This is a genomic window from Klebsiella sp. GW_Kp182 (assembly GCF_040062275.1).
GTDB classification, from domain to species: Bacteria; Pseudomonadota; Gammaproteobacteria; order Enterobacterales; family Enterobacteriaceae; genus Klebsiella; species Klebsiella michiganensis.
The window spans coordinates 23,721-48,296 of record NZ_JBEAFQ010000078.1 but is presented as its reverse complement, the minus strand read 5'-3'; the positions used below and the strand labels follow the sequence as shown (position 1 = coordinate 48,296).

At 56.4% G+C, this 24,576-nt stretch carries 22 protein-coding genes and 1 tRNA gene; 12 read left to right on the top strand and 11 right to left on the bottom strand.

Annotated features, from left to right (window positions below):
- Positions 1–37: 37 nt before the first annotated feature.
- The 4 genes from ABLU88_RS28385 to ABLU88_RS28370 all read right to left on the bottom strand — a co-directional run bounded on the left by ABLU88_RS28385 (position 38) and on the right by ABLU88_RS28370 (position 4,324).
- Positions 38–114, bottom strand: a tRNA-Pro gene (locus ABLU88_RS28385).
- 89 nt (positions 115–203) lie between these two features.
- Entirely contained in the window at positions 204–1,892 is a 1,689-nt protein-coding gene (gene eptB, locus ABLU88_RS28380) for a kdo(2)-lipid A phosphoethanolamine 7''-transferase (RefSeq protein WP_348838851.1), read from the bottom strand.
- Between the two features lie 241 nt (positions 1,893–2,133).
- A complete protein-coding gene (locus ABLU88_RS28375; protein WP_014227191.1) occupies positions 2,134–3,336 on the bottom strand; it encodes an MFS transporter in 1,203 nt (400 codons plus the stop codon).
- 343 nt (positions 3,337–3,679) lie between these two features.
- Entirely contained in the window at positions 3,680–4,324 is a 645-nt protein-coding gene (locus tag ABLU88_RS28370; protein WP_014227192.1) for a lipase, read from the bottom strand.
- 160 nt (positions 4,325–4,484) lie between these two features.
- On the opposite strand from ABLU88_RS28370, the gene tag reads away from it, so the two are divergent.
- Entirely contained in the window at positions 4,485–5,054 is a 570-nt protein-coding gene (gene tag, locus ABLU88_RS28365) for a DNA-3-methyladenine glycosylase I (RefSeq protein WP_025106795.1), read from the top strand.
- Positions 5,044–5,490 (top strand): N-acetyltransferase, encoded by a 447-nt coding sequence (locus ABLU88_RS28360; protein ID WP_004137819.1) that lies wholly within the window; start codon positions 5,044–5,046, stop codon positions 5,488–5,490. Before tag ends, ABLU88_RS28360 begins: the two co-directional genes overlap by 11 nt.
- On the opposite strand, the gene ABLU88_RS28355 is transcribed toward ABLU88_RS28360, so the two are convergent.
- Positions 5,453–7,783, bottom strand: a complete 2,331-nt coding sequence (locus tag ABLU88_RS28355; RefSeq protein ID WP_348838845.1) for a molybdopterin guanine dinucleotide-containing S/N-oxide reductase — start codon at positions 7,781–7,783, stop codon at positions 5,453–5,455. The genes ABLU88_RS28360 and ABLU88_RS28355 overlap by 38 nt on opposite strands.
- Positions 7,784–7,950: 167 nt before the next feature.
- Here ABLU88_RS28355 and ABLU88_RS28350 point away from each other — a divergent pair, with 167 nt between their 5' ends.
- From ABLU88_RS28350 to ghrB, 6 genes are all read left to right on the top strand, one after another.
- Complete coding sequence (locus ABLU88_RS28350; RefSeq protein ID WP_049082779.1) at positions 7,951–8,613, top strand: OmpA family lipoprotein; 663 nt, start codon at positions 7,951–7,953, stop codon at positions 8,611–8,613.
- A 93-nt stretch (positions 8,614–8,706) separates the two neighbouring features.
- A complete protein-coding gene (locus ABLU88_RS28345; RefSeq protein WP_004855337.1) occupies positions 8,707–9,723 on the top strand; it encodes a LacI family DNA-binding transcriptional regulator in 1,017 nt (338 codons plus the stop codon).
- Positions 9,724–9,831: 108 nt separating this feature from the next.
- Positions 9,832–10,581, top strand: coding sequence for a sugar phosphate isomerase/epimerase (locus tag ABLU88_RS28340; RefSeq protein WP_064377564.1), 750 nt, complete (start codon positions 9,832–9,834; stop codon positions 10,579–10,581).
- A gap of 3 nt (positions 10,582–10,584) precedes the next feature.
- Positions 10,585–11,523, top strand: coding sequence for a sugar kinase (locus ABLU88_RS28335; protein WP_004855344.1), 939 nt, complete (start codon positions 10,585–10,587; stop codon positions 11,521–11,523).
- A 101-nt stretch (positions 11,524–11,624) separates the two neighbouring features.
- Positions 11,625–12,905 carry an MFS transporter gene (locus ABLU88_RS28330; protein ID WP_004855346.1) on the top strand — a complete coding sequence of 427 codons (1,281 nt, stop codon included), beginning with the start codon at positions 11,625–11,627 and terminating at the stop codon, positions 12,903–12,905.
- A gap of 24 nt (positions 12,906–12,929) precedes the next feature.
- On the top strand, positions 12,930–13,901 hold the full coding sequence (gene ghrB, locus ABLU88_RS28325; RefSeq protein ID WP_009652700.1) for a glyoxylate/hydroxypyruvate reductase GhrB: 972 nt from the start codon (positions 12,930–12,932) through the stop codon (positions 13,899–13,901).
- 57 nt (positions 13,902–13,958) lie between these two features.
- Here ghrB and ABLU88_RS28320 read toward each other — a convergent pair whose 3' ends face one another.
- Positions 13,959–14,669, bottom strand: a complete 711-nt coding sequence (locus ABLU88_RS28320) for a DUF3053 domain-containing protein (protein WP_004126443.1) — start codon at positions 14,667–14,669, stop codon at positions 13,959–13,961.
- Between the two features lie 441 nt (positions 14,670–15,110).
- Here ABLU88_RS28320 and ABLU88_RS28315 point away from each other — a divergent pair, with 441 nt between their 5' ends.
- From ABLU88_RS28315 to cspA, 3 genes are all read left to right on the top strand, one after another.
- Positions 15,111–16,469: an MFS transporter gene (locus ABLU88_RS28315; protein ID WP_004855352.1), complete on the top strand. Its 1,359-nt coding sequence runs from the start codon at positions 15,111–15,113 to the stop codon at positions 16,467–16,469.
- A 236-nt stretch (positions 16,470–16,705) separates the two neighbouring features.
- A complete protein-coding gene (locus ABLU88_RS28310; protein WP_004106774.1) occupies positions 16,706–16,999 on the top strand; it encodes an HTH-type transcriptional regulator in 294 nt (97 codons plus the stop codon).
- Between the two features lie 260 nt (positions 17,000–17,259).
- Entirely contained in the window at positions 17,260–17,472 is a 213-nt protein-coding gene (gene cspA, locus ABLU88_RS28305; RefSeq protein ID WP_004126446.1) for an RNA chaperone/antiterminator CspA, read from the top strand.
- Between the two features lie 99 nt (positions 17,473–17,571).
- Here the strand turns inward: cspA and ABLU88_RS28300 are convergent, their stop codons facing one another.
- From ABLU88_RS28300 to ABLU88_RS28280, 5 genes are all read right to left on the bottom strand, one after another.
- Positions 17,572–19,191, bottom strand: a complete 1,620-nt coding sequence (locus ABLU88_RS28300; protein WP_348838838.1) for an ATP-binding cassette domain-containing protein — start codon at positions 19,189–19,191, stop codon at positions 17,572–17,574.
- A 303-nt stretch (positions 19,192–19,494) separates the two neighbouring features.
- On the bottom strand, positions 19,495–19,647 hold the full coding sequence (gene hokA, locus ABLU88_RS28295; protein ID WP_348838836.1) for a type I toxin-antitoxin system toxin HokA: 153 nt from the start codon (positions 19,645–19,647) through the stop codon (positions 19,495–19,497).
- 327 nt (positions 19,648–19,974) lie between these two features.
- Positions 19,975–22,044 carry a glycine--tRNA ligase subunit beta gene (glyS, locus tag ABLU88_RS28290; RefSeq protein WP_025106788.1) on the bottom strand — a complete coding sequence of 690 codons (2,070 nt, stop codon included), beginning with the start codon at positions 22,042–22,044 and terminating at the stop codon, positions 19,975–19,977.
- Positions 22,045–22,053: 9 nt separating this feature from the next.
- Positions 22,054–22,965 (bottom strand): glycine--tRNA ligase subunit alpha, encoded by a 912-nt coding sequence (gene glyQ, locus ABLU88_RS28285; RefSeq protein ID WP_004126458.1) that lies wholly within the window; start codon positions 22,963–22,965, stop codon positions 22,054–22,056.
- Between the two features lie 127 nt (positions 22,966–23,092).
- Positions 23,093–23,398, bottom strand: a complete 306-nt coding sequence (locus ABLU88_RS28280; RefSeq protein WP_014227200.1) for a YsaB family lipoprotein — start codon at positions 23,396–23,398, stop codon at positions 23,093–23,095.
- A gap of 180 nt (positions 23,399–23,578) precedes the next feature.
- Between ABLU88_RS28280 and ABLU88_RS28275 the strand changes: the two genes are divergently transcribed.
- Entirely contained in the window at positions 23,579–24,574 is a 996-nt protein-coding gene (locus ABLU88_RS28275) for an acyltransferase (protein WP_038423835.1), read from the top strand.
- Positions 24,575–24,576: the final 2 nt, after the last annotated feature.

Genomic DNA, 24,576 nt, shown 5'->3' with positions numbered 1-24,576 from the left:
GCAAAAAAGCCTGCTCGTTGAGCAGGCTTTTCGAATTTGGTCGGTGATAGAGGATTCGAACCTCCGACCCCTTCGTCCCGAACGAAGTGCGCTACCAGGCTGCGCCAATCACCGAATGCGGGCGCATCTTACTGCTGCGATACACACCCGTCAATGCCTTATTATGAAAAAGTCGCTCAAGCGGCGAGAAACTCGCCACTCTGCTATTCCTTCTTCGCCGCAGCGTCAGGAACGTGGCACCAGTTGTTATATTGGTTAATCCCGCCGTCCGGCGAAGTATAGCCAAGACAGCCCATAATGGTGTCATACAGCTCTACGTGACGACGCGGCACCTTCATGGCCGCCTGCTGCTTCAGGCGCGCAAAAGAAGCTGCGTGGTCGGGCGACGCCAGATACTTATCCGACATCCACACCAGCATCGGCACGCGGAACTGCTCCGGCGGCGCCATCTTGCGCGGCGTACCGTGCAGGTGTTCGCGCTCGTTGATGGACTCGCCGTGGTCGGCCGCATAGAAAACAATCGCCTTCTTGTCCCGCAGCTGATCCAGCACGCTGACGATAAAGTGATCGACGTAGGTCACGCTGTTATCGTACGAGTTAATCAGCTCAGCCTTCGAGCATTTATTATCGACGCCGACGCACTCCGGCTTCCACTGCGCAAAGCTGCGCGGATAGCGCTGGGTATAGTTAAAGTGCGATCCTTTGGTATGCAGAATAATCAGGTGCTTACCATTGGGATTCTTCGCCAGACCGCGCTTCATCTCATCCACCAGCAGCATATCGTCAACGCTCTTGCCGCGGTTACTCGGCTCAGCGCCAATCTGCTCGCGATAGGCGATATTGTTCGCCATCGTGTTGCTGTAGAACCACATCTCGCTCTGCATGGCGTACAGGTTGCCGGTAAAGCCGAGCTGGTGCAGGACGGCAAAGACGTTCTGTTCTTTCAGCGTCCGCTGCGGGTTATCATCCGCTCCGCCCTGACGAACGAACATACAGCGCAGCGACAGCTTAGTAGCGGTATCGCAGGAGTATCCGCGGAAAGCGACCAGGTTTTTCTCCTGCGCCAGCTTAGGCGTGGTATTGCGGCTATAGCCCAGGATGCCCATATGGTCCCAGCGGGTGGTTTCGCCGATGATAAACACCACGTAAGTATCATCCAGCCCTTGCGGCTCAACGTAGGTGAATTTTTTCGCCGGATTGATCAGGGATTTATTATCGGAAGACTCGTCCACCTGCGCCCACGCGTAAAGCCCCAGCGCTGATAGCCAGTTAGACGGCAGATAGGAGTTAGCCACCACCCCGCCATAGCTTGGCAGATCGACTTCGGAACTGCGCTCAAAGTTCTTCTGACGAACCTCCAGCAAGCGAATAGGGCCCCAGACCATCAGGCCAGCCAGCAGCACGATAGTAATATTCTTCATCCGCTGGCCGGGCGTACGAATTTGACGCAGCAGGGTGAAGCGACAGCGGTTGCTCCAGATAAGCACCAGCGGCAGCGCGCTCATCAGCACCAGCCAGAGAATCAGGTGCCAGCCGATAACCTCTCTGGACAAGTCGATGTCAGTGGTCATCACCGAGGCAATAATCCCGTAGCCGATCACCACGTTCAGGAAGGTCATGTAATAGCTGGCGGCGGCGGAGAAGAGTACGACGATGGTCGCGAGAATACGCCAGACCCGGCGGCCAAACAGCGACAAAACACGCAGCAGAAAGAAGGTGACCAGAAAGGTCCCTATCAGCTCAACTGCACCTGAGAGTCCTTTCCAGATGGTAAACTCCTGAGCGTACCCCTCGAAGCGGCGGAAGAATACGGCAGCGTTCATAAACCAGCCGATGTACAGCGCCAGCCAGATACTGAGCTTCAGCTGCGTCATCGTTTTAATGTATTTCATGCAAAAAACCTGGAAAACGAAGAGATAAAACCGCCCGACTTAAGCGATATAAGTAAGCAGGTTAATAAAGTGCGTTTAGCTTGGTTATAAGAAACCTCTACAAAGCGCGATAAGTAGACCACAGCGGAAGGAAAAAGTATCAGGAGGGAATGTGATCCAACCAAACATTTACAAAACATTTGGTTGGATTGGCACTATTAGCTTAGGGAATTAATCATCGGGGCCGGGATAACACCCGGTTTCAGGCGTGAGCCTGGTGGTAAATTTCACTTTTCGGCTGGCGAATCGTTGTCGAAAGCGCCAGAGAGAGAATCAGCAGCGCAAAGATGACGCAGAAGGTCACGTAGAAACCGCCGAACAGGGAAGCAATCAGCGAACCGCAGATGCTGCCGATACCAAAGCCGAGATAAATCACGCCGTAGTTTTTCGCCAGGTTATTGAGGCCAAAGAACTCGCTGACCAGCGACGGGAAGACGGTAATCGTACCGCCGAAGTTAAAGGCCACGCAGGCGATAGCGGCGAAGAACGTCATGGCGTTCAGCGGAGCGAACAGCAGCGCCGCCATACCGATAAGCGAGACAACCTGTCCGATGGTAATCACCCGGATGCGGGACATTTTATCGGACAGAATGCCCAGAACCAGGCGCCCGCTCAGGTTAGCGATAGAGATCACCGTCACCGCGTTGGCAGCCGTCGCAACATCGAGGTGCACCATCCCCTGGGCGATATCTTTCGCCACGCCAATCACGTACAGGCCGCTCATGCAGGCGGTCAGGAACATCACCGCCAGCATCCAGTACTGAGGTTTACGCATCGATTCGGCGAGGGTGAAGTCATTTTCGACGACGCCGTTGTTGGCGGTAGCGGTGTGGTTCGGCGCGTCTGTCATCAGCGTCGCGCCAAAAACGATCATCACCAGCACGATAGCGCCCCAGATAATAAAGGTTTTTTCCAGGCCGACCGTCGCCAGCAGATGGGAATCAATAAATTTAAAACCCAGGCTGCCAAGCCCGTAAGCACCGATGGAAAAAGCCGAAATCAGTCCCTTACGTTCCGGGAACCATTTAACGCAGTTCGACAGCGTCAGCAAATAGCCGGCACCGTCGGCCAGCCCAACCAGCAGACCCGCGCTCAGCCACAGCATCATCAGGCTGTTTGAATGCGCGGTAAGGAAGAATCCGAGGCCCAGCAGGACGCCGGAAGCCATGGTGACGCGTTTAACGCCGAAACGTTCCTGTAATTTACCGGCCACGGATGAAGAGAGCGCCAGGCCGAGGCTTAACAGGCCGAATGAAAACGCCACCTGGCTTACCGGTTCGTCCAGCTTGGCGGAAAGCGAACTATTGAACAAACTCCATGTATAAACCGATCCCAGCGCAAATTGCGTAATGATAGTGCCGAGCAGCGTAAGCCAGCGGGTGTATTGACGGTTTGCAGCGTTCATAGCAGTTGTCCTGAATAATTAACTGCCGCCACCATAACGAAGTCCCCTGTAAGTCTGGGGAAAAAAGGCATGAGCTGCCGCTACCGCGGAATGAAATGCATTAAAGGCGGAATGAATGACATTGCAAAACATTCACGCCTTAACGATTTATCGAAAAGTTAGTGCCCGCTACCGCTGTAAGATGCGTCATTGCTGTAATGATAAAGTAAATTAAACGTATCAACTATGCTACATATTTAGCCTGAATAACTCGAGTGGCAGAATGGCGGCATGCCGCAGCCCCATCCGGGTGAGGCTCAGGGATGAGCCGAATCACAAGCGCCGCCAGCGTATCCACAATAAATTAAAAATTGGCGCTCACGCCCATTAAATAGAGATAGTTTGCCCCGGTGGGTAAATTGTCCGCCTGGGACAGCGCCGCCCAGGCGGCAAGATGAGAGTTGAGCGACATATCTGCGCCCAGCGTCACGTCCCGCCAGGCTCCGTCCTGAGCGCGGTTCGCCCCGCCGAAATCCGTCGTCAACTCCTGGTTATAGCTCACCTGAGCCCACGGATGTACGCCCCATAGCTTCTGATAATCAACCCGCCAGCCCAGCGTATTCACATAGCCGGTTCCGGCCGCATTGCGGGTAAGCGGCGGCGACGTCAGATCGGAATGTAAACTGGCGACCGGGCCGGACGTCATCCCCTCGGTCAGAGAGAAATTCCAGCCAACGCTCATACCGCGTGCGCTATCCACCGGAGAGACCGCCTGATTAAACGCCAGTCCGGAAGGATCGTCGGACGCATTTATCCGCTCCGCGAGAATATCTTCATAGCGCGGTTGGTGATCGCTGTCCCATGTATAGCGTTCCGCAGTATTACTTTTTGTATCGATAGCGATATATTCCTGTTGCCAGGCATTCGCCCCGGCAACACACGACGCCCAGACGGATACGCACGCCGGGACCAGGAATACCCGGAGGCCATTGCATTTCTTTATTATCATTAATGCGACTCCAAAAAGAGCCGAAACGGCAAGGTTGCTGTGTTTTTTTTATGGGTGTCCTATCCCTGCTTGGGGAATAATAACCCTGTATTAACTATTATCTTTATCTTTCAGCCGTCAAGTTGAACGACTGAGTTTTTATCACAAAAGGGAGAGACAGATGCAACGTTGCGGATGGGTCAGTCAGGATCCTTTATACATTGAGTACCACGACAAGGAGTGGGGCGTTGCTGAAAAGAATCCCCGCAAGCTGTTTGAGATGATTTGTCTCGAAGGCCAGCAGGCCGGACTGTCGTGGATCACCGTGCTGAAAAAGCGTGAAAACTACCGCCGCGCTTTTCACCAGTTTGATCCGGTTCGCGTCGCGGCAATGGACGAAGAAGACATTGAACGTCTGGTTCTCGACGCCGGTATTATTCGCCATCGCGGTAAAATTCAGGCCATCATCGGCAACGCCCGCGCCTTCCTGGCGATGGAAAAAAATGGCGAACCTTTCGCAGATTTCGTCTGGTCATTCGTCGATAATCACCCCCAGGTGACGGCCGCCGCCACGCTGGCGGAGATCCCGACAACCACCCCGGCTTCTGACGCATTGTCGAAAGCGCTGAAAAAACGGGGCTTTAAGTTTGTCGGCTCCACTATCTGCTACTCCTTTATGCAGGCCTGCGGTCTGGTCAACGACCACGTCATCGACTGTTTCTGTCGCTCAGGAGGCCAGGATGATTCGTAACTGGGACGCTAACGAAACCGGCCCGCTGCTCGAGCTGTGGCTTGAGAGTACGATCCACGCGCATCCGTTTATCGCCGAAAGCTACTGGCATGACAGCCTGGCGATAGTGCGCGACGTTTACCTGCCCTCCGCGCAAACCTGGGTATGGGAGCAGGACGGCGTGCTGAAGGGTTTTATCAGCGTGATGGAGTCACGCTTCATCGGCGCGCTGTTCGTCGCGCCGGATGCCGCCAGGCAGGGCATCGGTAGCGCGCTGATCGGCGAAGTCAAAAAACACTACGGTTGGCTAACCCTTGAGGTATACCAGAAAAACGTTCAGGCGGTGAATTTCTACCATGCGCAGGGCTTCCGCATTGAAGACTGCGCATGGCAGGATGAAACCCAGCATCCGACCTGGATTATGCATTGGTCGGCGGATCAAATGCCGTCAGCGTAAGCTCGGGCCCGGTATACTTTTCCAGCCAGGCCAGCGCCGTATTTCCGGCGCAGCCGTTACCCAGCCGCGATGTCGGAATATCTTTGGTCAGCACGTTCACCGCACCGTTTTTGCAAATTCCCGCCTGAGGGTCGAGATCGGGCCATGCTCCTTCGTGCAAGCAGATAACCCCGGGACGAATGCCGTCGGTCACTACCGCGCCGGCCAGCACCTGGCCGCGTGAATTCCATACCCGCACCAGATCGCCATCGGCGATATTGCGCGCCTGCGCATCGCGCGGATGAAGGGTTAACGGTTCACGACCCGCCACCGCGTACTGTTCGCGCAGCGACGTATGGTTGAGCTGGCTGTGGAGGCGGTGCGCCGGATGCGCTGACAGCACCTGGAGCTGGCCTTTCTGCGCATTGCCGTGCCATTCGTCCGGCTCCAGCCACATCGGGTGCGGCGGGCAATCCGGATAAGCAAACCCGGCGATGGTCGGCGAGTGTATCTCAATTTTACCGCTGGCGGTTTTCAGCGGATTCGCCTGCGGATCGGCCTTGAAGGCGGCAAAGCGGGCGAAGCGCGCGTTTTCGGGGTTCTCCGGCATTTCAATCAGCTGATTATCCTGCCAGAACTGGGCGAACGGCGGCAGCGTAACCTGCTGCGCCGCCCCGCGCTGGGCGGCAATCTGGTAAAACGTCTCCAGCCACTGCAGATCGTTTTTACCCTCGGTGAAGCGCTCCCGACCGCCCGCTTCCCAGCGCTCGCTGAGGTCGGCGAAGACCTCGAAATCATCGCGCGCTTCATCGCGCGGCGCGACCACCCGCTTCATCGGCACCAGATGCTGGTTGCTGTAGTCGCCGGTCATGGTCATATCGTTGCGTTCAAATGAGGTCGTCGCGGGCAGCACGATATCGGCATGGCGCGCCGCGGCGGTCCAGAAGCATTCGGAAATGACGATAAGCTCCGGTTTTTGCCAGGCGCGGATCAGCCGGTTGGTATCCTGATGGTGGGTAAAGTTGGCGCCGCCCGCCCACCAGATAAAGCGGATATCCGGGAAGCGGCGTTCCATACCGTTATGTTGATAAGACGCTCCGGGGTTTTCCAGCGCTTCAACGATACGCGCGACCGGGATTTTTTCCACTCCATCGGTCCCGCCCGCCACGCTGCCCTGCATTGAGGCCAGCACCGCCGCGCGGCGCGTAGGGTTGCCGCCGTTGGCAAAGTGATAGGAAAGGCCAAAGCCCCCGCCCCGGGTGCCTATCTGGCCGAGCATGGCGGCAAGGGTCACCAGCATCCAGTGTTTTTGTTCGCCAAACTGCTGGCGCTGCATTCCCCAGCCGGACATCAACATGGTGGTGTTTTCGTGGAAAAGTTGTGCCAGTTCGCGAATTTTCTCCGCGCTAATGCCGCAGATCGCCGCCGCCCATTCCGCCGTTTTTGCCGTTCCGTCGCTCTCCCCGGTCAGATAGCGGGCGAAAACGTCATAGCCGCTGGTGCAGCGGGCCAAAAACGCGTCATCCTGCCAGCCGTTTTCCACCAGCGTATGGGCGATACCGAGCATCAGCGCCACGTCGGTGCCCATATGCGGGGCGATCCACTCCGCCGCGTCGCCAAAGAATTCCGCCGTTTCCGATCGCATTGGATCGATGCAGATCACCCGCTTCCCACTCTGACGCAGACGATCGAACCACGGGATGCCCTGCTCATCGGAAGCGTTCCAGGCAATTTTTAGCGTATTTAATGGGTTAGCGCTCCACAGCACCACGACATCGCTATGTTCCAACACCATTGGCCAGCTGGTCTGCTGCTGATAAACCTCATTACCGCCAACCACGTACGGCATGATCGCCTGGGCCGCGCCGGTGGAATAATCGCCCAGATGCCCGGTATAGCCACCCGCCAGGCTCATATAGCGCTGAAGCAGCGTCGCCGCTTTGTGCAGTACGCCATTTGAGCGCCAGCCGTAGGAGCCCGCAAAAATCGACGCCGGGCCGTAGCTTTCGCGAATGCGCCGGTGCTGGGCGTGAATCAGATCCAGCGCCTGCTCCCAGCTCACCCGCACAAACTCATCCTGCCCGCGCACGCCTTGTGGGCTTTCTGGCGAGGCGAGAAATCCCTTACGCACCATCGGATAACGTACGCGGGTTTTGCTATGCACCTGATCGCGCACTGCGGTTTGCAGCGAGTTGGGGAAAGGGGTATCAAGCGCCCCGCGCGAAGAGATGACGTTCTCGCCATCGGTTTCGACCAGCATTGGCCCCCAATGGGCTGCGGTCAGGATAGTTTTGGTAGCAGATGAGGTTGGCAATGCGGGCTCCTGGTCAGCGATAGCAGGTGTGGTGACGGCACGTTATTCAGCCGTTCAATGTTATTTACAAATTGAGATGCTCTCTGCGGAATTTTCTCCGGTTTCGGGCGTCATAATCAACCGTCACGGTCGCTGTGGCAAAGAATAAAAAGGATTAAGGAAATAAGATGAAAAAACGCGTACTCATGATTGCGGCTGTCGTTAGCGGCGCACTGGCCATTTCTGGCTGTACCACCAATCCCTATACCGGGGAGCGCGAAGCGGGTAAATCCGGGATCGGCGCGGGCATTGGTTCGTTAGTCGGCGCAGGCGTTGGGGCGCTCTCCTCTTCCAAACATGACCGCGGCAAAGGCGCGCTGATCGGCGCAGCGGCCGGCGCGGCGCTGGGCGGCGGCATCGGTTACTATATGGACGTGCAGGAAGCGAAGCTGCGCGAGAAAATGCAGGGAACCGGCGTAAGCGTGACGCGAAACGGCGACAATATCGTGCTGAACATGCCGAACAATGTGACTTTCGACAGCAGCAGCGCCAACCTGAAACCCGCGGGCGCCAATACCCTCACCGGCGTGGCGATGGTGCTGAAAGAGTATGACAAAACCGCCGTTAACGTAGTGGGTTATACCGACAGCACCGGCAGCCAGGATCTGAACATGCGCCTCTCTCAGCAGCGCGCGGAGAGCGTCGCCAGCGCGCTTATTACCCAGGGCGTGGCGGCTAATCGCATCCGCACAACCGGTATGGGCCCGGCGAACCCGATCGCCAGCAACAGCACGGCGGAAGGCAAAGCGCAGAACCGCCGCGTTGAAATTACCCTCAGTCCGCTGCAGTAATGCCCTCTTTGCCCGGCGACTCGCCGGGCAAAATGCTTGATATAGCGAATTTTCGCGCTAAGGTGTGTGCAGATTTCAGCAAAGGAAGCCACCATGGCGAAAGCGGCGCGAGCAACCATTAGCGATGTGGCGAAAGCCGCAAAGACCGGTAAAACCAGCATTTCACGCTATCTGAACGGCGAGAAGCATCTGCTTTCCGACGATCTGCTGGGGCGCATTGAAAAAGCCATTGCCGAGCTCGACTATCGTCCCAGCCTGATGGCCCGCGGCCTGAAGCATGGCCGTACCCGGCTGATCGGCCTGATCATCGCCGATATCACCAACCCCTACTCCGTCAACGTGCTCAGCGGCATTGAAGCCGCCTGTCGCGAAAAAGGATTTACCCTGCTGGTATGTAATACCAACAATGAGCTGGACCAGGAGCTGCACTATCTCGACCTGCTGCGCAGCTATCAGGTGGAGGGGATCGTGGTCAACGCGGTCGGGATGCGCGAGGACGGCCTCAACCGCCTGCAGCAGTCGGCGCTGCCAATGGTGCTTATCGACCGCAAAATTCCGGAATTCGCCTGCGATGTCGTCGGCCTCGATAATACCCAGGCCGCCACCACCGCCACCGAACACCTGGTGGAAAAGGGCTTCGAAGCCCTGCTGTTCCTTAGCGAACCCCTCGGCTCGGTCAATACCCGCCGCGAGCGCCTGAGCGCGTTTCGCCAGACCCTCCTGCGCCATACCGGTATTGTCGCGGAAAACGCCGAAGTACCGTTGAACGATGGCGCGATGCTGGATAACGTCCTGCGTCACTTCCACTCCCACCATCGCGGCATGCGCAAGGCGGTGATTTCCGCCAACGGCGCGCTGACCCTGCAAGTGGCACGCTCCCTTAAACGCGTTGGCCTGATTTGGGGCAGCGATATCGGCCTGCTGGGCTTCGATGAACTGGAGTGGGCCGAGCTGGCTGGCGTGGGGATCACCACGCTCAAACAGCCGACCTGGCAGATTGGCTTCGCCGCCGTCGAGCAGGTGGTGCGTCGGATTGAAGGCAGCAACGACCCGGTCTGCGAACGGGTGTTTTCCGGCGAGCTGATCGTCAGAGGCTCCACCTCCCGCTAACGATCCTTCGTGATGGCGATCATAAATTAGACATCCTGGCCTTTGCTTTGGAACCGATACCATCTAGCGTAATAAACAACGCATCAGATTATCGTCGGGAGTATTAGGATGGCCAGAAAGATTATTGTCGTTACCGCCGCGTACGGGAATGACCGTGTTAAAGCGCTGGGCGGGCAGTCCGCCGTCCTGCCGTTTATCGCCGGCTCCGGCGCCGACGGCGTAGAGATCCGCCGGGAACTGTTCAGCGCGGATGAGCTGAACCGCCTGCCGGAACTGGCCGCCGATATTGAGCGCCGCGGCCTGCTGGTTTGCTATTCCGCGCCGGAAGCCCTGTTTACCGCTGACGGCTCGCTCAACCCGCGCCTCGCCGACTTTTTGCAGGAAGCGCAGACCCTTAACGCGCTGTGGCTGAAGCTCTCACTGGGCCGCTTTACCCACCAAAACGATCTGGACACCCTGCGCGATATCCTGCGCGAGAGCGGCATGGCGCTGGTGGTGGAAAACGATCAAACCGACTGCGGCCAGCTGGCGCCGATGCAGCGCTTCAAGGCCGCCTGTCGGGTTAACCAGCTGCCGATCACCCTCACCTTTGATATGGGCAACTGGCTATGGGTTGGCGACTCGCCGGAAGAGGCCGCGCGCCACCTGGCGCCTGCCGTCAGCTATATTCATGTAAAGGCGGCTGAGCCGCACCATTCGCAGTTTCGCGCCGTACCGCCGGATGAAGCGTCCGGGCGCTGGCTGGCGCTGCTCGACAATCTGCCCGCAGACGCCCCGCGCGGGATCGAATTTCCGCTGACTGGCCATGACCTGACGGCCGTGACCCGCCGCTACGTCAACCTGTTACGCGAGGATTAAGTTATGCAAAAAGCGTTAGATGTCATCACGATAGGCGAAGCCATGGCGATGTTTGTCGCCACCGAAACCGGCGAACTGGCTGAAGTAGAACATTTTATGAAGCGCGTGGCGGGCGCGGAACTGAACGTCGCGACCGGGCTGGCCCGCCTCGGCTTAAGCGTCGGCTGGGTAAGCCGCGTCGGCGCGGACAGCTTTGGCCGCTTCGTCCTCACGGCGCTGGCGAAAGAGGGGATCGACGCCCGCGGCGTGAGCACCGATGGCCGCTACGCTACCGGCTTTCAGCTGAAATCTAAAGTCGAAAATGGAACCGATCCCATCGTGGAATATTTTCGCAAAGGCTCTGCCGCCAGCCATCTGTCGCCGGATGATTTTAACGAATCATACTTCGCCAGCGCCCGTCACCTGCACTTAAGCGGCGTGGCCGCCGCGCTGTCGGAAAGCTCATACGCCCTGCTGGACCGCGCGGCGCGCACCATGAAAGCGCAGGGAAAAACGATTTCGTTCGACCCCAACCTGCGGCCCACGCTGTGGAAAAGCGAAGCCGAGATGGTCGAGAAGCTTAACCGCCTTGCGTTTCAGGCCGACTGGGTTCTGCCGGGGTTGAAAGAAGGCATGATTCTGACCGGCCAGCAAACGCCGGAAGCCATTGCGGACTTTTATCTCAGCCACGGCGTTCGCGCGGTCATCATAAAAACCGGCTCCGACGGCGCCTGGTATAAAACCGCCGATGGCGAACAGGGGGCCGTTGCGGCGATAAAAGTGGATAACGTCGTCGATACCGTTGGCGCCGGCGATGGCTTTGCCGTCGGGGTGATTAGCGCCCTGCTGGAAGGAAAACCGCTGCCGCAGGCGGTGAAACGCGGAAACAAAATCGGCTCACTGGCCATTCAGGTCCAGGGCGATAGCGAAGGCTTACCCACGCGTGAGGCGCTGGGCGAGTAAGCAGATTCAGCACAACGTCAGGCCGTTCTGTACCCTACATGCAGCGCGGCGTAACGGATCTTTTCTATGATGAGCGTCACCTCACTCACAGAGGCAAACCTATGAATAGTTCGACGAATGCAACAAAACGCTGGTGGTACATCATGCCTATCGTGTTTATCACGTATAGCCTGGCATATCTTGACCGCGCTAACTTCAGCTTCGCTTCGGCGGCCGGTATTACTGAAGATCTGGGGATCACCAAAGGTATCTCCTCCCTGCTGGGGGCGCTGTTCTTCCTCGGCTACTTCTTCTTTCAGATCCCCGGCGCGATTTACGCCGAACGCCGCAGCGTACGCAAACTCATTTTTATCTGCCTGATCCTGTGGGGCGCCTGCGCCTCGCTGACCGGGATGGTGCACAATATTCCCGCGCTGGCGGCGATTCGCTTTATTCTCGGCGTCGTCGAGGCCGCGGTCATGCCGGCGATGCTGATTTACATCAGCAACTGGTTTACTAAATCTGAACGCTCTCGCGCCAATACCTTCCTGATCCTCGGCAACCCGGTGACGGTGCTGTGGATGTCGGTGGTGTCCGGTTACCTGATTCAGGCCTTCGGCTGGCGGGAAATGTTTATTATCGAAGGCGTTCCGGCGGTGATTTGGGCCTTCTGCTGGTGGGTGCTGGTAAAAGACAAACCTTCGCAGGTCAACTGGCTAGCGGAAAGCGAAAAAGCCGCGTTGCAGGAGCAACTGGAGCGTGAACAGCAGGGAATCAAACCGGTGCGCAACTACGGCGAAGCCTTCCGCTCGCGCAACGTTGTCCTGCTGTGCATGCAGTATTTCGCCTGGAGCATCGGGGTTTACGGTTTCGTTCTGTGGCTGCCGTCAATTATCCGCAGCGGCGGCGAGAATATGGGCATGGTCGAGGTCGGCTGGCTCTCATCCGTTCCCTATCTGGCGGCGACCATCGCGATGATCGTGGTCTCCTGGGCCTCCGATAAAATGCAGAACCGCAAGCTGTTTGTCTGGCCGCTGCTGCTGATTGCCGCCTTCGCCTTTATTGGTTCCTGGGCCGTTGGCGCCAACCATTTCTGGGTCTCTTATACCCTGCTGGTGATTGCCGGCGCGGCGATGTACGCCCCCTACGGACCGTTCTTCGCCATCATTCCTGAGATGCTGCCGCGCAACGTCGCCGGAGGCGCCATGGCCCTGATTAACAGCATGGGCGCGCTGGGTTCGTTCTTCGGCTCATGGTTTGTCGGTTACCTGAACGGCACCACCGGCAGCCCCGCAGCCTCGTACATTTTCATGGGAGTGGCGCTTTTCGTCTCGGTATGGCTTACTTTGATTGTTAAGCCTGCTAATAATCAAAAACTTCCGCTCGGCGCACGTCACGCCTGAAACCTTAACGCAACGGAGAACCGCATGAAGCCGTCAGTCATTCTCTACAAAACGCTTCCCGACGACCTGCAACAGCGTCTGGAACAACACTTTACCGTCACCCAGGTGAAAAACCTGCGTCCGGAGACCGTTTCACAGCACGCCGACGCGTTCGCTGAAGCGGTAGGTCTGCTGGGTTCCAGCGAAAAAGTCGATACCGCGTTACTGGAGAAAATGCCCAAGCTTCGTGCGACCTCGACCATCTCCGTCGGCTATGACAACTTCGACGTCGATGCGCTGAATGCGCGTAAAGTGCTGCTGATGCACACCCCGACGGTACTGACCGAGACCGTCGCCGATACCGTGATGGCGCTGGTATTGAGCACCGCGCGTCGGGTGGTTGAGGTGGCTAACCGCGTGAAGGCCGGCGAGTGGACCAAAAGCATCGGTCCGGACTGGTTTGGCAACGATGTGCACCATAAAACCCTCGGTATCGTCGGTATGGGGCGTATCGGGATGGCGCTTGCCCAGCGCGCCCACGCGGGCTTTGGTATGCCGATCCTCTACAACGCCCGCCGCCAGCACCCTCAGGCAGAGGAGCGCTTTAACGCCCGCTACTGCGATCTCGATACCCTGCTGGAGGAAGCGGATTTTGTCTGTCTGATCCTGCCGCTGACCGATGAGACTCATCATCTGTTCGGCAAAGCGCAGTTTGCCAAAATGAAGCCCTCGGCCATCTTTATTAACGCCGGGCGCGGCCCGGTGGTGGATGAGAAAGCGCTGATTGCCGCACTGCAGGAAGGTGAAATTCATGCCGCCGGCCTCGACGTTTTCGAACAAGAGCCGCTGGCGAAAGACTCCCCGCTGCTGAATATGCCAAACGTGGTCGCCGTGCCGCATATTGGCTCGGCCACGCATGAAACCCGCTATAACATGGCGGCCTGCGCGGTGGATAATCTGATTGATGCCCTGAACGGCAACGTTGAGAAGAACTGCGTGAATCCACAGGTGAAGTGAGAAGTGAAAAAAGAAAACCCGGGCTAAGGTGAAGCCTTGCCCGGGCTGTCAGAGCCGTTAACGCGTCGCGTTAACTGCCGCGGTCCACGCCTGATTAAAGGCCTGGTGCTGAGCGGCCAGCGGCCCAATCAGCGTATTGTACTGACTGGCCTGCTGCGAAGTCGGGAACTGAATACCGTTCGCCACAAAGCTGACCTGGGTTTCTTGCTGAGCGATAAAATCACCCACCTGCACCAGCTGTTGGGTAAATACCTGCGCTGCCGGAATTAACGGCTGTAGCGCATTCGCCGGCGCCGTCACGACTTTGTTATAGACCTGGTCGAAGACCGGCTTGAGATCGTCGCCCTGTTTCAGCGCGCCGTGGGCGGCATCCGCCTGTATTTTTGCGTTCTCCAGCTGCTGGCTCAGTACGCCCAAAGCGCCGTTTGCCTGACGCAGCGGTTCGCGCTGGGTAACATAATCCTGCGGTACGCGGATCGCGTTCACGCTATCAACCACCGGACGCAAACCCGCATCCATCGCCTGGCTTACCTGCTGTGAATAGCCGTAAATCACCGCGTAATCGGAAACGAAAGGCCCGAACTGTTTTTTCTGATCGGCGGTCAGCGTCGGCAGACGTTCGCCGCTACGCATTGCCGTATTTTGCAGGAAGTCGATAAACGCTTTGCGCTGATCGCCTTCTTTATCAAAACACCCACTCAGGCTAACCACCATTAACAGGGCCGCAATAGCCGCAAACCAGCGAGAGCAGGACTTTCCTGTCGCCATTTTTTTACTCCTTTCAGCCAAAAAAAGCGCAAACAGACACACACGTGCCAGACGCTGACAAGGATAGTCCAGGTCGGCCTTGCAGGATACCTTTTCCTGACAATCTTCCTCCCTGAAAGCCGGTTTTTTAGCGTTTTAGCGACCAGTCGCGTCGGCTGTTAAGTTCATCACAATTACCGCTATCATCCGGCATTCGGCTGAAACGCTTAACAAATTGATTTTGTTATTATTAATCTATTCTCTCTTCTGCAAGGGTCGCAAAGTGGACGATAATCGCACGCTTCCCTTTTCGCCTGCATTGCCTGAACCGCCGTTCGATGATTTTATTAAATGAGCGATTAACGGCTTTTTGTTCGATAATCGCACAAACAACATCAACGACCGCGAGGGAGATAACAATAATCTATCTCTGTCCCCCGCTCTGCCTGCCAGGAATGCCGCATGAAGAAAACAACCATCGATATTCAGGCTTTTATCAATGAACATCCCTTCACGAAATACCAGTGGATGATTCTGGCCTTATGTTTTATCACCGTCGCGATGGACGGATTCGATACCGCGATAATCGGCTTTATCGCCTCTGACCTGGTGCAGGAATGGGGCGTCGAAAAATCGGCGTTAGGCCCGGTCATGAGCGCCGCCTTAGTCGGGCTCGCGGTCGGTGCGCTGACCGCCGGACCGCTCGCCGACCGCGTTGGGCGGAAAAAAGTTCTGATTATGTCCATCGTGGTTTTCGGTGGCTTCAGCCTGCTGACCGCCTTTGCTACCAGCCTTAACCAGCTGACGCTGCTGCGTTTTCTTACCGGCCTTGGGCTGGGTGCCGCCATGCCGAACGCCGCGACGCTGATGAGCGAATACGCCCCAGAGCGGCGTAGGGCGCTGATGGTTAACCTGATGTTCGTCGGCTTTCCGATGGGCTCCTCGCTGGGCGGCTTCCTCTCCGCCTGGATGATCCCCCATTACGGCTGGCAAAGCGTGCTGGTGCTTGGCGGCGTGATGCCGCTGCTGCTGGCGGTAGTGCTGATCTTTCTTCTGCCGGAATCCGCGCGCTATATGGTGGTCAAACGCCAGCCTGCCCAGCGTATCGCCGCGATCCTGCGCCGCATCGCGCCTGTTCCCGAGCAGGCGGAATTTGAACTACGCGAAGCGGGCCAGGTAAAGGAGAAATCGTCCATCGGCGTGATTTTCTCACCGCGCTACGCCGTCGGCACCGTCATGCTGTGCCTGACCTACTTTATGGGCCTGCTGATCTTCTATTTGCTGACCAGCTGGCTGCCGCTGCTCATCCGCGAAACCGGTGCGACGATGAGCCAGGCCTCTATTATCACCGCGCTGTTCCCGCTGGGTGGCGGGATTGGCGTGCTTATCCTCGGCGCTCTGATGGATAAGCTCAACCCAAACAAAGTGGTGGCCGTGGGCTGGCTGCTGACCGGCGTGTTCGTTTGTCTGGTTGGTTTCTCGACCCATAACCTGCTGCTGATGGGGATAATGGTATTTATCGCCGGCAGCATTATGAACGGCGCGCAATCATCAATGCCTGCGCTGGCCGCCGGTTTCTATCCCACCCAGGGACGCGCGACCGGCGTGGCCTGGATGTTAGGGATTGGTCGATTTGGTGGCATTCTCGGCGCCTTTAGCGGTGCGTTCCTGATGCAGGCCCAGCTCTCTTTCGAAACGATTTTCTCCTTGCTGGCAATCCCGGCCTTCCTGTCGGCCACCGCGCTGCTGGTCAAATATAAGCTTGGCCAACGGCAACCTCCGGCGGCCCAGGGTGAAGTGGAGAAGCTCCAAAAGGCGTAACTCACCGGCCAGCGGGCGCGCGCTGGCCTTTTCCGCTTTTCTTCTTATCTGTTTACAATAATTTGCTTATCGGCTCTCTCTATTACTTTTCAGCATGTTATATCGTCCGACGCGGCGCGAAAGAACCTCGGGTGATAAATAATTACCAGGGTAAGCATTCCTGGCCTTTTTTTCCGACTATTCTTAAGAGGCTCTACATAATTCACCCTCCGCCGTATGAAAGAGAGGAGTTCTCAATGGAATATAAAGATCCTGCATTTGAACTGCTGAGCAACCTTGAACAAATTATTTTTAAAGATCAGGCTCAGGCGGCCTCGCTGACGCGTAAGCCCGCCGCATGCATTGAATTTGACCAGCTACGCAAAGGTACCGGGCTGAAAATAGATGATTTTGCCAACGCCATGGGCGTCAGCGTAGCAATGGTACAAGAGTGGGAATCGAGACGCGTAAGGCCTTCTCCCACAGAGCTTAAGCTGATGCGCCTGATCCAGGCGAATCCGCAGCTTTCAAGACAGCTTATTGATTCATAATTTTAGCGTTTATGGGTTTCGGCTAGCGGTCCTGCCAAAGGACCGTTTTCATGCCAACGAAAAAAAAGTTTGCTATCACAACGTGAACATGCGTTAATGCTCGCAGGTTTGAAGTAAAGACCACAGAGCATTCGAATAGAGCAGTCCTTCAAAGGTTATCCGTTGATACCCCGGTAGTGAACTTTCCCTTTATCGCTTTAAATCTGTAGTCCAGACCGTAACGCCGCAAGGCTCATTTATTTTTTTAAAGGTAATTCACTATGTCCGGTAAAATGACTGGTATCGTAAAATGGTTCAACGCTGACAAAGGCTTTGGCTTCATCACTCCTGACGATGGTTCTAAAGACGTGTTCGTACACTTCTCTGCTATCCAGAACGAAGGCTACAAATCTCTGGACGAAGGTCAGAAAGTTTCCTTCACCATCGAAAGCGGCGCTAAAGGCCCGGCAGCTGGCAACGTAACCAGCCTGTAAGCTTAAAAAGCTCAAAATTATTAAGTCCCTGCCAAACGGCGGGGATTTTTTTATTTGCGCCTTAAGTCACCGCCATCCATCGATGGCGGTTTTTTGCATTTATAGCCTCTCAACGCTCCAGCCCTCTTCCCGCCATGCCAGGCAATGGGTCAGCTTCAGCGCCCGTAAAAAAGCTTCATCATGCGACACCACCAGCATCGCGCCGGGAAACTGTGCCAGCGCTTTTTCAATCGCCAGAGTGGACGCCAGGTCCAGATGGTTAGTGGGCTCATCCAACAGCAGCAGCTGCGTAGCCTCCCGTCGCCAGAGCACGCAGGCCAGCGCCGCTTTTAATCTTTCGCCTCCGCTCAGAACCGATAGCGGTAGATGGACTTTGTCCGCCCCCAGCTGTAGCTGCGCCAGCTGGCTGCGCAGCACACCTTCTTCTAAGGGCGTATCACCGAGATTCAGGTGCGCCATGATGGACAATGACAGGTCCAGCTGGCTCAGATGCTGATCCAGATACGCCGCGTTGACCGATAAGCGGCAGCTTCCTGAGAGCGGCGGCTGCAGGCCCAGCAGCGTTTTAAGCAACGTTGTTTTACCGCAGCCGTTAGGGCCGCGCAGCGCCACGCGCATCGGCCCATCTATACGCCAGTCCAGCGCTGCCATCGGTGAATGGGTCAGCCGCAACGCGTCCAGCTCCAGCACCTGCTTTCCCGCAGCGACTAGGCTACCGGGCAGAGTAAACATCACCGGGTTGTCTTCCTCTACCCGCTCACGCGCCTGCTCTATCGCATCGTTGAGGATGCTGCTTTGTTCACGATGCTGGCGCTTAAGGGTGCCGGGACGCTCTTTTGCCGCCCCTTTCCAGGCAACACGCTCAAATGAAGCGATATTGAGCGTGTCGATAGTGCGCAACGTCTGCGCCGAGCGGCGCCGGCAGGCATCGTGCTCTTTTTGCATCCGCGCCCGGGTTCGTCGCCTTTCAGTAACCGCATGCTCCAGCGCGGCGCGAGCCGCCTGCTGCTCCAGCTCACGCTGCTGCTGATAATCCACATAATTGCCGCCGTAGCTGCGCAAAGCCGCGGATGCCAGCTCGAGGATGCGCGGCATTTGGGTCAGTAGCTCCCGATCGTGGCTGGCGATCAACGCCCCTCCTCGCCATTGCTCAAGCTGCTGATATAGCCACGCGCGGCCTTGTCGGTCGAGATGGTTGGTGGGTTCGTCAAGCAGGAGGAAATCCGCGTCGGACAGGAACGCTCCGCACAGCTGCGCCTTCACTCTTTCCCCGCCGCTCAGCGAAGAGGCGAGCCGTCCGGGGGAAAATTCTCCTAAGCCAGCGGCCTGGAATCCTGCATTCAGGCGCTCCGGGAGATCCCAAAAGCCATCAAGACGTTCAAGATCGTCGGCTCGCCCTTCGCCCCGTTCAAGACGAGCCAGAGCAGAAAAAACGAATTCGACGCCAAGCCATTCCGCCAGCGTCGTATCAGGAAACATGACATGCTGCTGAGCAACGTAGCTCACCGAAGCCACACGTTCGATATGGCCGCTCGACGGCGAGTCCAGGCCCGCCAGCAAACGCAATAATCGGGTTTTACCGACGCCATTGCGCCCGACAAGCCCGCAGAGGGTGCCTTCCAGCGATAAATTCAGCGGACCAAAAAGCGTATCTCCCGTCGCTAACTGACAGGTGACCTGATGCAAAAGAAAAGAGGGGGACCGGGCACAATGAGCCATAAGCACTCCTGAATGAAATCAATACCTCCCCTGCTCGCAAATAGCGCGAAGCAAGGCGTGAAATTCATCAGTCGTGTTTGTTCATTTGGCGCGTGCTCTCCGGTGAGACGAGGGATTCGTCGGGCCATAGGATAGCCATACCCCGGTATACATTTCAAGCCTGTTTTTTCGACAGGCCGTGAATCCGGAAAAAAAGCCTCCTGGTTTCAGGAGGCGAAATAAATGATTTCATGAAAAAAACAGGGTGCTATAAGAATGCTTAACGCCGTAAGAATGGCGGAGATCGCTCTCCGCCACCGTCTCTTACGTTTTAATCCCACAGGCTAAGAACGCCATCAGCTCAATATTCCCCTGCCTGAGCTGTAATTCACACAGCGAATCACGCACCATCCAGGTAAATAATAAAATAGTGAAGCAAATCACTATTAAGCTAAACAACAGATACTTTTGCGGCATTCCTCGCCTCCCGTGTTGATTTTCAACAGGTAAGAGGCTACTCTTATGGTGTTCATGCATAGGGGAGCCTCACTTTGATTTATCATCAGGTGGGGCTTTTCTCTGTTTGTCTCCCGCTGAACGCCTGAGACAAACAGTCTCAAGCACCCGTCAGCATTCTACCGTAAATATCTGACCAGACTACGTTGGCATATTCCTAAAATAATTCCCGGCAATCAATGAAAATAACGAAAATATCAATCAGCGAATTATTAATGGTTCACTTACTTATATTTTTAGTATAAAAAAACCTGCCCGCAGGCAGGTTTTTTATTATTACCCATTCACTTACTGCAGCAGGGAAATATCCGCTACCTGCAGGAACAGATCGCGCAGCTTGGACAGCAGCGTCAGTCGGTTTACGCGCACATCCTGGTCTTCTGCGTTCACCATCACGTTCTCGAAGAACTCATCCACCGGCTCGCGCAGGGACGCCAGCTCAATCAGCGCATCCTGGTAACGCCCTTCGGCGAAGTACGGCTGCAGCTTATCGCGCAGCACGACTAAATTGCCTGCCAGCTTGATTTCAGCCGCTTCTTTCAGTACGGAGGCGTGAACGATATCGTTCAGCGTCACGTCTGATTTCGCCAGAATGTTGGATACACGCTTGTTCGCCGCCGCCAGGGCGGAGGACTCTTCGAGGGTACGGAAGTGGGAAACCGCCTTCATACGCGCATCGAAGTCTGCCGGACGGGTTGGACGACGCGCCAGTACCGCCTGAATCGTGTCGACGGTATAGCCTTCATCCTGATACCAGGCGCGGAAGCGTCCCAGCATGAAGTCGATAACATCGTCGACCACGTTGCCATTCGTCAGCTTGTCGCCGTACAGACGCACCGCTTCTTCAGTCAGCGTTTGCAGATCCAGATTCAGGTTCTTCTCAACGATGATACGCAGCACGCCCAGCGCGGCACGACGCAGCGCAAACGGGTCTTTATCGCCTTTCGGATGCTGACCGATACCGAAGATACCCGCCAGGGTGTCCATCTTATCAGCAATCGCCACGGCGCAGGCCACCGGGTTAGACGGCAGGTCATCGCCGGCAAAACGCGGCTGATACTGCTCGTTCAGGGCAACGGCAACGTCTTCCGCTTCGCCATCATGGCGCGCGTAGTGCATCCCCATCACGCCCTGCGTGTCGGTGAACTCGAAGACCATGTTGGTCATCAGATCGCACTTGGAGAGCAGGCCCGCGCGGGTAGCATGATTGACGTCCGCGCCAATCTGCTCAGCGATCCAGCCGGCCAGCGCCTGAATACGATCGGTCTTATCGCGCAGCGTACCCAGCTGCTGCTGGAACAGCACGGTTTGCAGGCGAGGAAGGTTATCTTCCAGACGTTTTTTACGGTCGGTATTGAAGAAGAACTCAGCGTCCGCCAGACGCGGACGCACCACTTTTTCGTTACCGGAAATAATCTGGGTCGGATCTTTCGATTCGATGTTGGCGACGAAGATAAAATTCGGCAGCAGCTTGCCCGCGTTGTCGTAAACCGGGAAGTACTTCTGGTCCCCTTTCATGGTGTAAACCAGCGCTTCGGCAGGCACCGCAAGGAATTTTTCTTCGAACTTCGCGGTGAGGACCACCGGCCATTCCACCAGTGAAGTCACCTCTTCCAGCAGGCTTTCGCTCAGATCGGCGTTGCCGCCAATTTTACGCGCCGCTTCTTCCGCATCGGCTTTAATTTTGGCTTTACGCTGTTCGTAATCGGCGATGACTTTACCGCGCTCCAGCAGGATCTGCGGATACTGATCGGCATTGTCGATAGTGAACTCCGCCTCACCCATAAAGCGGTGGCCGCGAATAACGCGATCGGACTGCACGCCCAGAATGGTGGCTGGGATCACTTTGTCGCCCAGCAGCAGGGTCACGGTATGAACCGGACGCACGAAGTGGACGTCGGACGCGCCCCAGCGCATCAGTTTCGGGATCGGCAGCTTCGCCAGCGAGGTCGCGATCATGTTCGGCAGCAGCGCTTCGGTGCTCTCGCCTTTCACGTGGGCACGATACAGCAGCCATTCGCCTTTATCGGTCGTCAGACGTTCAGCCTGATCGACGGTGATACCGCAGCCGCGCGCCCAGCCTTCGGCCGCTTTGCTCGGGTGGCCGCTGGCGTCAAACGCCTGGGCAATCGCCGGGCCGCGTTTTTCAACTTCACGGTCTGCCTGCGCAGCCGCCAGATTCGCCACCTTCAGCGCCAGACGGCGCGGTGCGGCAAACCATTCAACTTTACCGTGCGCGAGGCCAGCGTTATCCAGCTCTGCGGTCACGTTCGCAGCAAAGGATTCAGCCAGGCTGCGCAGTGCTTTTGGTGGCAGCTCTTCAGTGCCGATTTCCACCAGGAAAGTTTTCTCAGACATGGCCGCCTCTTATTTATTCTTGTTGCACATCGGGAAGCCCAGGGCTTCACGGGAAGCATAGTAAGCTTCAGCCACTGCTTTGGTCAGGGTGCGAATGCGCAGGATATAGCGCTGACGCTCGGTGACGGAGATGGCTTTACGCGCGTCCAGCAGGTTAAAGCTATGGGCGGCTTTCAGAATGCGCTCGTAGGCAGGCAGCGGCAGCGGGTTTTCCAGCGCCAGCAGCTGCTGGGCTTCTTTCTCATACTGCTCGAAGCAGGAGAACAGGAAGTCCACGTCGGCATATTCGAAGTTATAGGTGGATTGCTCCACTTCGTTCTGATGGAACACGTCGCCGTAGGTCGTTTTACCCAGCGGGCCATCGCTCCAGACCAGATCGTAAACGCTGTCGACACCCTGGATATACATCGCCAGACGTTCCAGACCGTAGGTGATCTCGCCGGTGACCGGCTTACACTCCAGACCGCCAACCTGCTGGAAGTAGGTGAACTGCGTGACTTCCATACCGTTCAGCCACACTTCCCAACCCAGACCCCAGGCGCCCAGCGTCGGGTTTTCCCAGTTGTCTTCGACGAAGCGAATGTCGTGGATGGTCGGATCCATACCCAGCTCTTTCAGAGACCCAAGGTACAGCTCCTGGATATTATCCGGAGAGGGTTTTATCACCACCTGGAACTGATAGTAGTGCTGTAAACGGTTCGGGTTTTCACCGTAGCGACCATCGGTCGGACGGCGGGAAGGCTGCACGTAGGCGGTCGCCATCGGCTCGGGACCCAATGCGCGTAAGCAGGTCATCGGGTGAGAGGTGCCTGCGCCGACTTCCATGTCCAGTGGTTGAACAATGGTGCAGCCCTGGCGAGCCCAGTAATCCTGTAAGGTCAGGATCAGGCCCTGGAAGGTCCTGGTATCAAACTTTTGCATATGATTTCGTGCTGGATACGTGTGGATTTAAAGGAAGGAGCCAGTATACCCGCTGGCTGCGAGATATACAGTATGAAACGGGATTGTTTAGGGAAAATTGCGGAAATAAGCGCCACCGTGGGCGCGTTTAGCGCATGGAAAGATGCAAAAACTGTCCGTCCGGGTCAAAAGAACAGATAAAACGTTCATTCCGCGCAGTCTTGCCCGAAAGCTCGTAGCTCCCCTGAAACTGCTCGAAATGGCTGATGTCAACCTGGCGCACGCCTGTACTATAACGAACGGCGGCATTATCCTTGCAAAGCTGCGCCATATTGAGGGTAGCCTGCGGCGTTATCCGTGCTTTCTGCGCCTTCTGCACTGGCGGAGACGGCGTCGCGCTACAGCCCGCCAGCAGGCACAGCAGTAGTCCAGAAAACACATATTTCATCACCATTTTTTCTCGACCGCCTTGTTAGTAAATTGTTATCGTGCAGGTTACGTTAAATAATCGGCACATTGTGCGAATTGGGCCACACCTCGACAAGTCTATGCCGAAAAACTCGGATTATTCCACTGCGATACCAGCGTATAAGGGCGGTCAGACCCTTTCTGAGAAGGAGAAACAGAGGCACTGATGCAGGAAAAAATTCACTGGATTACTCATTTGCGCGGCATTGCCTGCATGATGGTGGTCATGATTCATAGTACCACCTGGTATATCACGCATCCGCACACCATCAGCCTGCTGGAGTGGGATCTCGCCAATATCCTCAACTCGGCATCTCGCGTCAGCGTCCCCCTGTTTTTCATGATTTCAGGCTATCTGTTTTTCGGCGAGCGCAGCGCCCAGCCCCGCCATTTTCTGCGTATCGCGCTGTGCATTCTCTTTTATAGCGCGCTGTCGCTGCTCTATATCACCTTGTTTACCCACATCAACGTTGAACTGTCGCTGAGAAATTTGCTGCAGAAACCGGTGTTCTACCATCTGTGGTTCTTCTTCGCTATCGTGGTCATTTACCTGCTTTCTCCGCTGGTGCAGGTTAAGCAGGTGAGCGGCAGGATGCTGCTGGCGCTGATGCTGGTGCTGGGTATTCTGGCAAACCCCAATATGGTCCCGGTGAAAGCCGCAGGCGTTGAATGGCTGCCGCTCAATCTCTATATCAACGGCGATACGTTCTACTACGTGATGTACGGCGTATTAGGGCGGGCAATCGGCACGCTGGATACCGATAAAAAATGGCTGACTGCGCTCTGCGCTGGGCTATTCATCACGGGAGTATGGGTAATATCACGCGGCACGCTGCACGAACTGCGCTGGCGCGGCGATTTTGGTGATACCTGGTATTTATACTGCGGCCCTGCGGTTTTTGTCTGCGCGCTCGCCCTGCTGACGCTGGTAAAAAATACGCTCAATACGCGTCAGCTGCCGTTTATTGCGCTTATTGCGCGCCATTCGTTAGGCATTTACGGGTTTCATGCGCTGATTATTCACGCGCTGCGCGCCAGCGGACTTGAGCTGACCCGCTGGCCAATGTTGGATATTGCCTGGATATTCAGCGCTGCGCTGCTGGGCAGCCTGGCGCTATCAATGTTGGTACAGCGCATTGACAGCCGCCGGCTGGTGAGCTGAAA

Excerpts from the sequence above, each read along its gene's own strand:
- eptB (WP_348838851.1), bottom strand. The coding sequence starts at position 1,892 with ATGAAATACATTAAAACGATGACGCAGCTGAAGCTCAGTATCTGGCTG.
- ABLU88_RS28375 (WP_014227191.1), bottom strand. The coding sequence starts at position 3,336 with ATGAACGCTGCAAACCGTCAATACACCCGCTGGCTTACGCTGCTCGGC.
- ABLU88_RS28370 (WP_014227192.1), bottom strand. The coding sequence starts at position 4,324 with ATGATAATAAAGAAATGCAATGGCCTCCGGGTATTCCTGGTCCCGGCG.
- tag (WP_025106795.1), top strand. The coding sequence starts at position 4,485 with ATGCAACGTTGCGGATGGGTCAGTCAGGATCCTTTATACATTGAGTAC.
- ABLU88_RS28360 (WP_004137819.1), top strand. The coding sequence starts at position 5,044 with ATGATTCGTAACTGGGACGCTAACGAAACCGGCCCGCTGCTCGAGCTG.
- ABLU88_RS28350 (WP_049082779.1), top strand. The coding sequence starts at position 7,951 with ATGAAAAAACGCGTACTCATGATTGCGGCTGTCGTTAGCGGCGCACTG.
- ABLU88_RS28345 (WP_004855337.1), top strand. The coding sequence starts at position 8,707 with ATGGCGAAAGCGGCGCGAGCAACCATTAGCGATGTGGCGAAAGCCGCA.
- ABLU88_RS28340 (WP_064377564.1), top strand. The coding sequence starts at position 9,832 with ATGGCCAGAAAGATTATTGTCGTTACCGCCGCGTACGGGAATGACCGT.
- ABLU88_RS28335 (WP_004855344.1), top strand. The coding sequence starts at position 10,585 with ATGCAAAAAGCGTTAGATGTCATCACGATAGGCGAAGCCATGGCGATG.
- ABLU88_RS28330 (WP_004855346.1), top strand. The coding sequence starts at position 11,625 with ATGAATAGTTCGACGAATGCAACAAAACGCTGGTGGTACATCATGCCT.
- ghrB (WP_009652700.1), top strand. The coding sequence starts at position 12,930 with ATGAAGCCGTCAGTCATTCTCTACAAAACGCTTCCCGACGACCTGCAA.
- ABLU88_RS28320 (WP_004126443.1), bottom strand. The coding sequence starts at position 14,669 with ATGGCGACAGGAAAGTCCTGCTCTCGCTGGTTTGCGGCTATTGCGGCC.
- ABLU88_RS28315 (WP_004855352.1), top strand. The coding sequence starts at position 15,111 with ATGAAGAAAACAACCATCGATATTCAGGCTTTTATCAATGAACATCCC.
- ABLU88_RS28310 (WP_004106774.1), top strand. The coding sequence starts at position 16,706 with ATGGAATATAAAGATCCTGCATTTGAACTGCTGAGCAACCTTGAACAA.
- cspA (WP_004126446.1), top strand. The coding sequence starts at position 17,260 with ATGTCCGGTAAAATGACTGGTATCGTAAAATGGTTCAACGCTGACAAA.
- ABLU88_RS28300 (WP_348838838.1), bottom strand. The coding sequence starts at position 19,191 with ATGGCTCATTGTGCCCGGTCCCCCTCTTTTCTTTTGCATCAGGTCACC.
- hokA (WP_348838836.1), bottom strand. The coding sequence starts at position 19,647 with ATGCCGCAAAAGTATCTGTTGTTTAGCTTAATAGTGATTTGCTTCACT.
- glyS (WP_025106788.1), bottom strand. The coding sequence starts at position 22,044 with ATGTCTGAGAAAACTTTCCTGGTGGAAATCGGCACTGAAGAGCTGCCA.
- glyQ (WP_004126458.1), bottom strand. The coding sequence starts at position 22,965 with ATGCAAAAGTTTGATACCAGGACCTTCCAGGGCCTGATCCTGACCTTA.
- ABLU88_RS28280 (WP_014227200.1), bottom strand. The coding sequence starts at position 23,398 with ATGGTGATGAAATATGTGTTTTCTGGACTACTGCTGTGCCTGCTGGCG.
- ABLU88_RS28275 (WP_038423835.1), top strand. The coding sequence starts at position 23,579 with ATGCAGGAAAAAATTCACTGGATTACTCATTTGCGCGGCATTGCCTGC.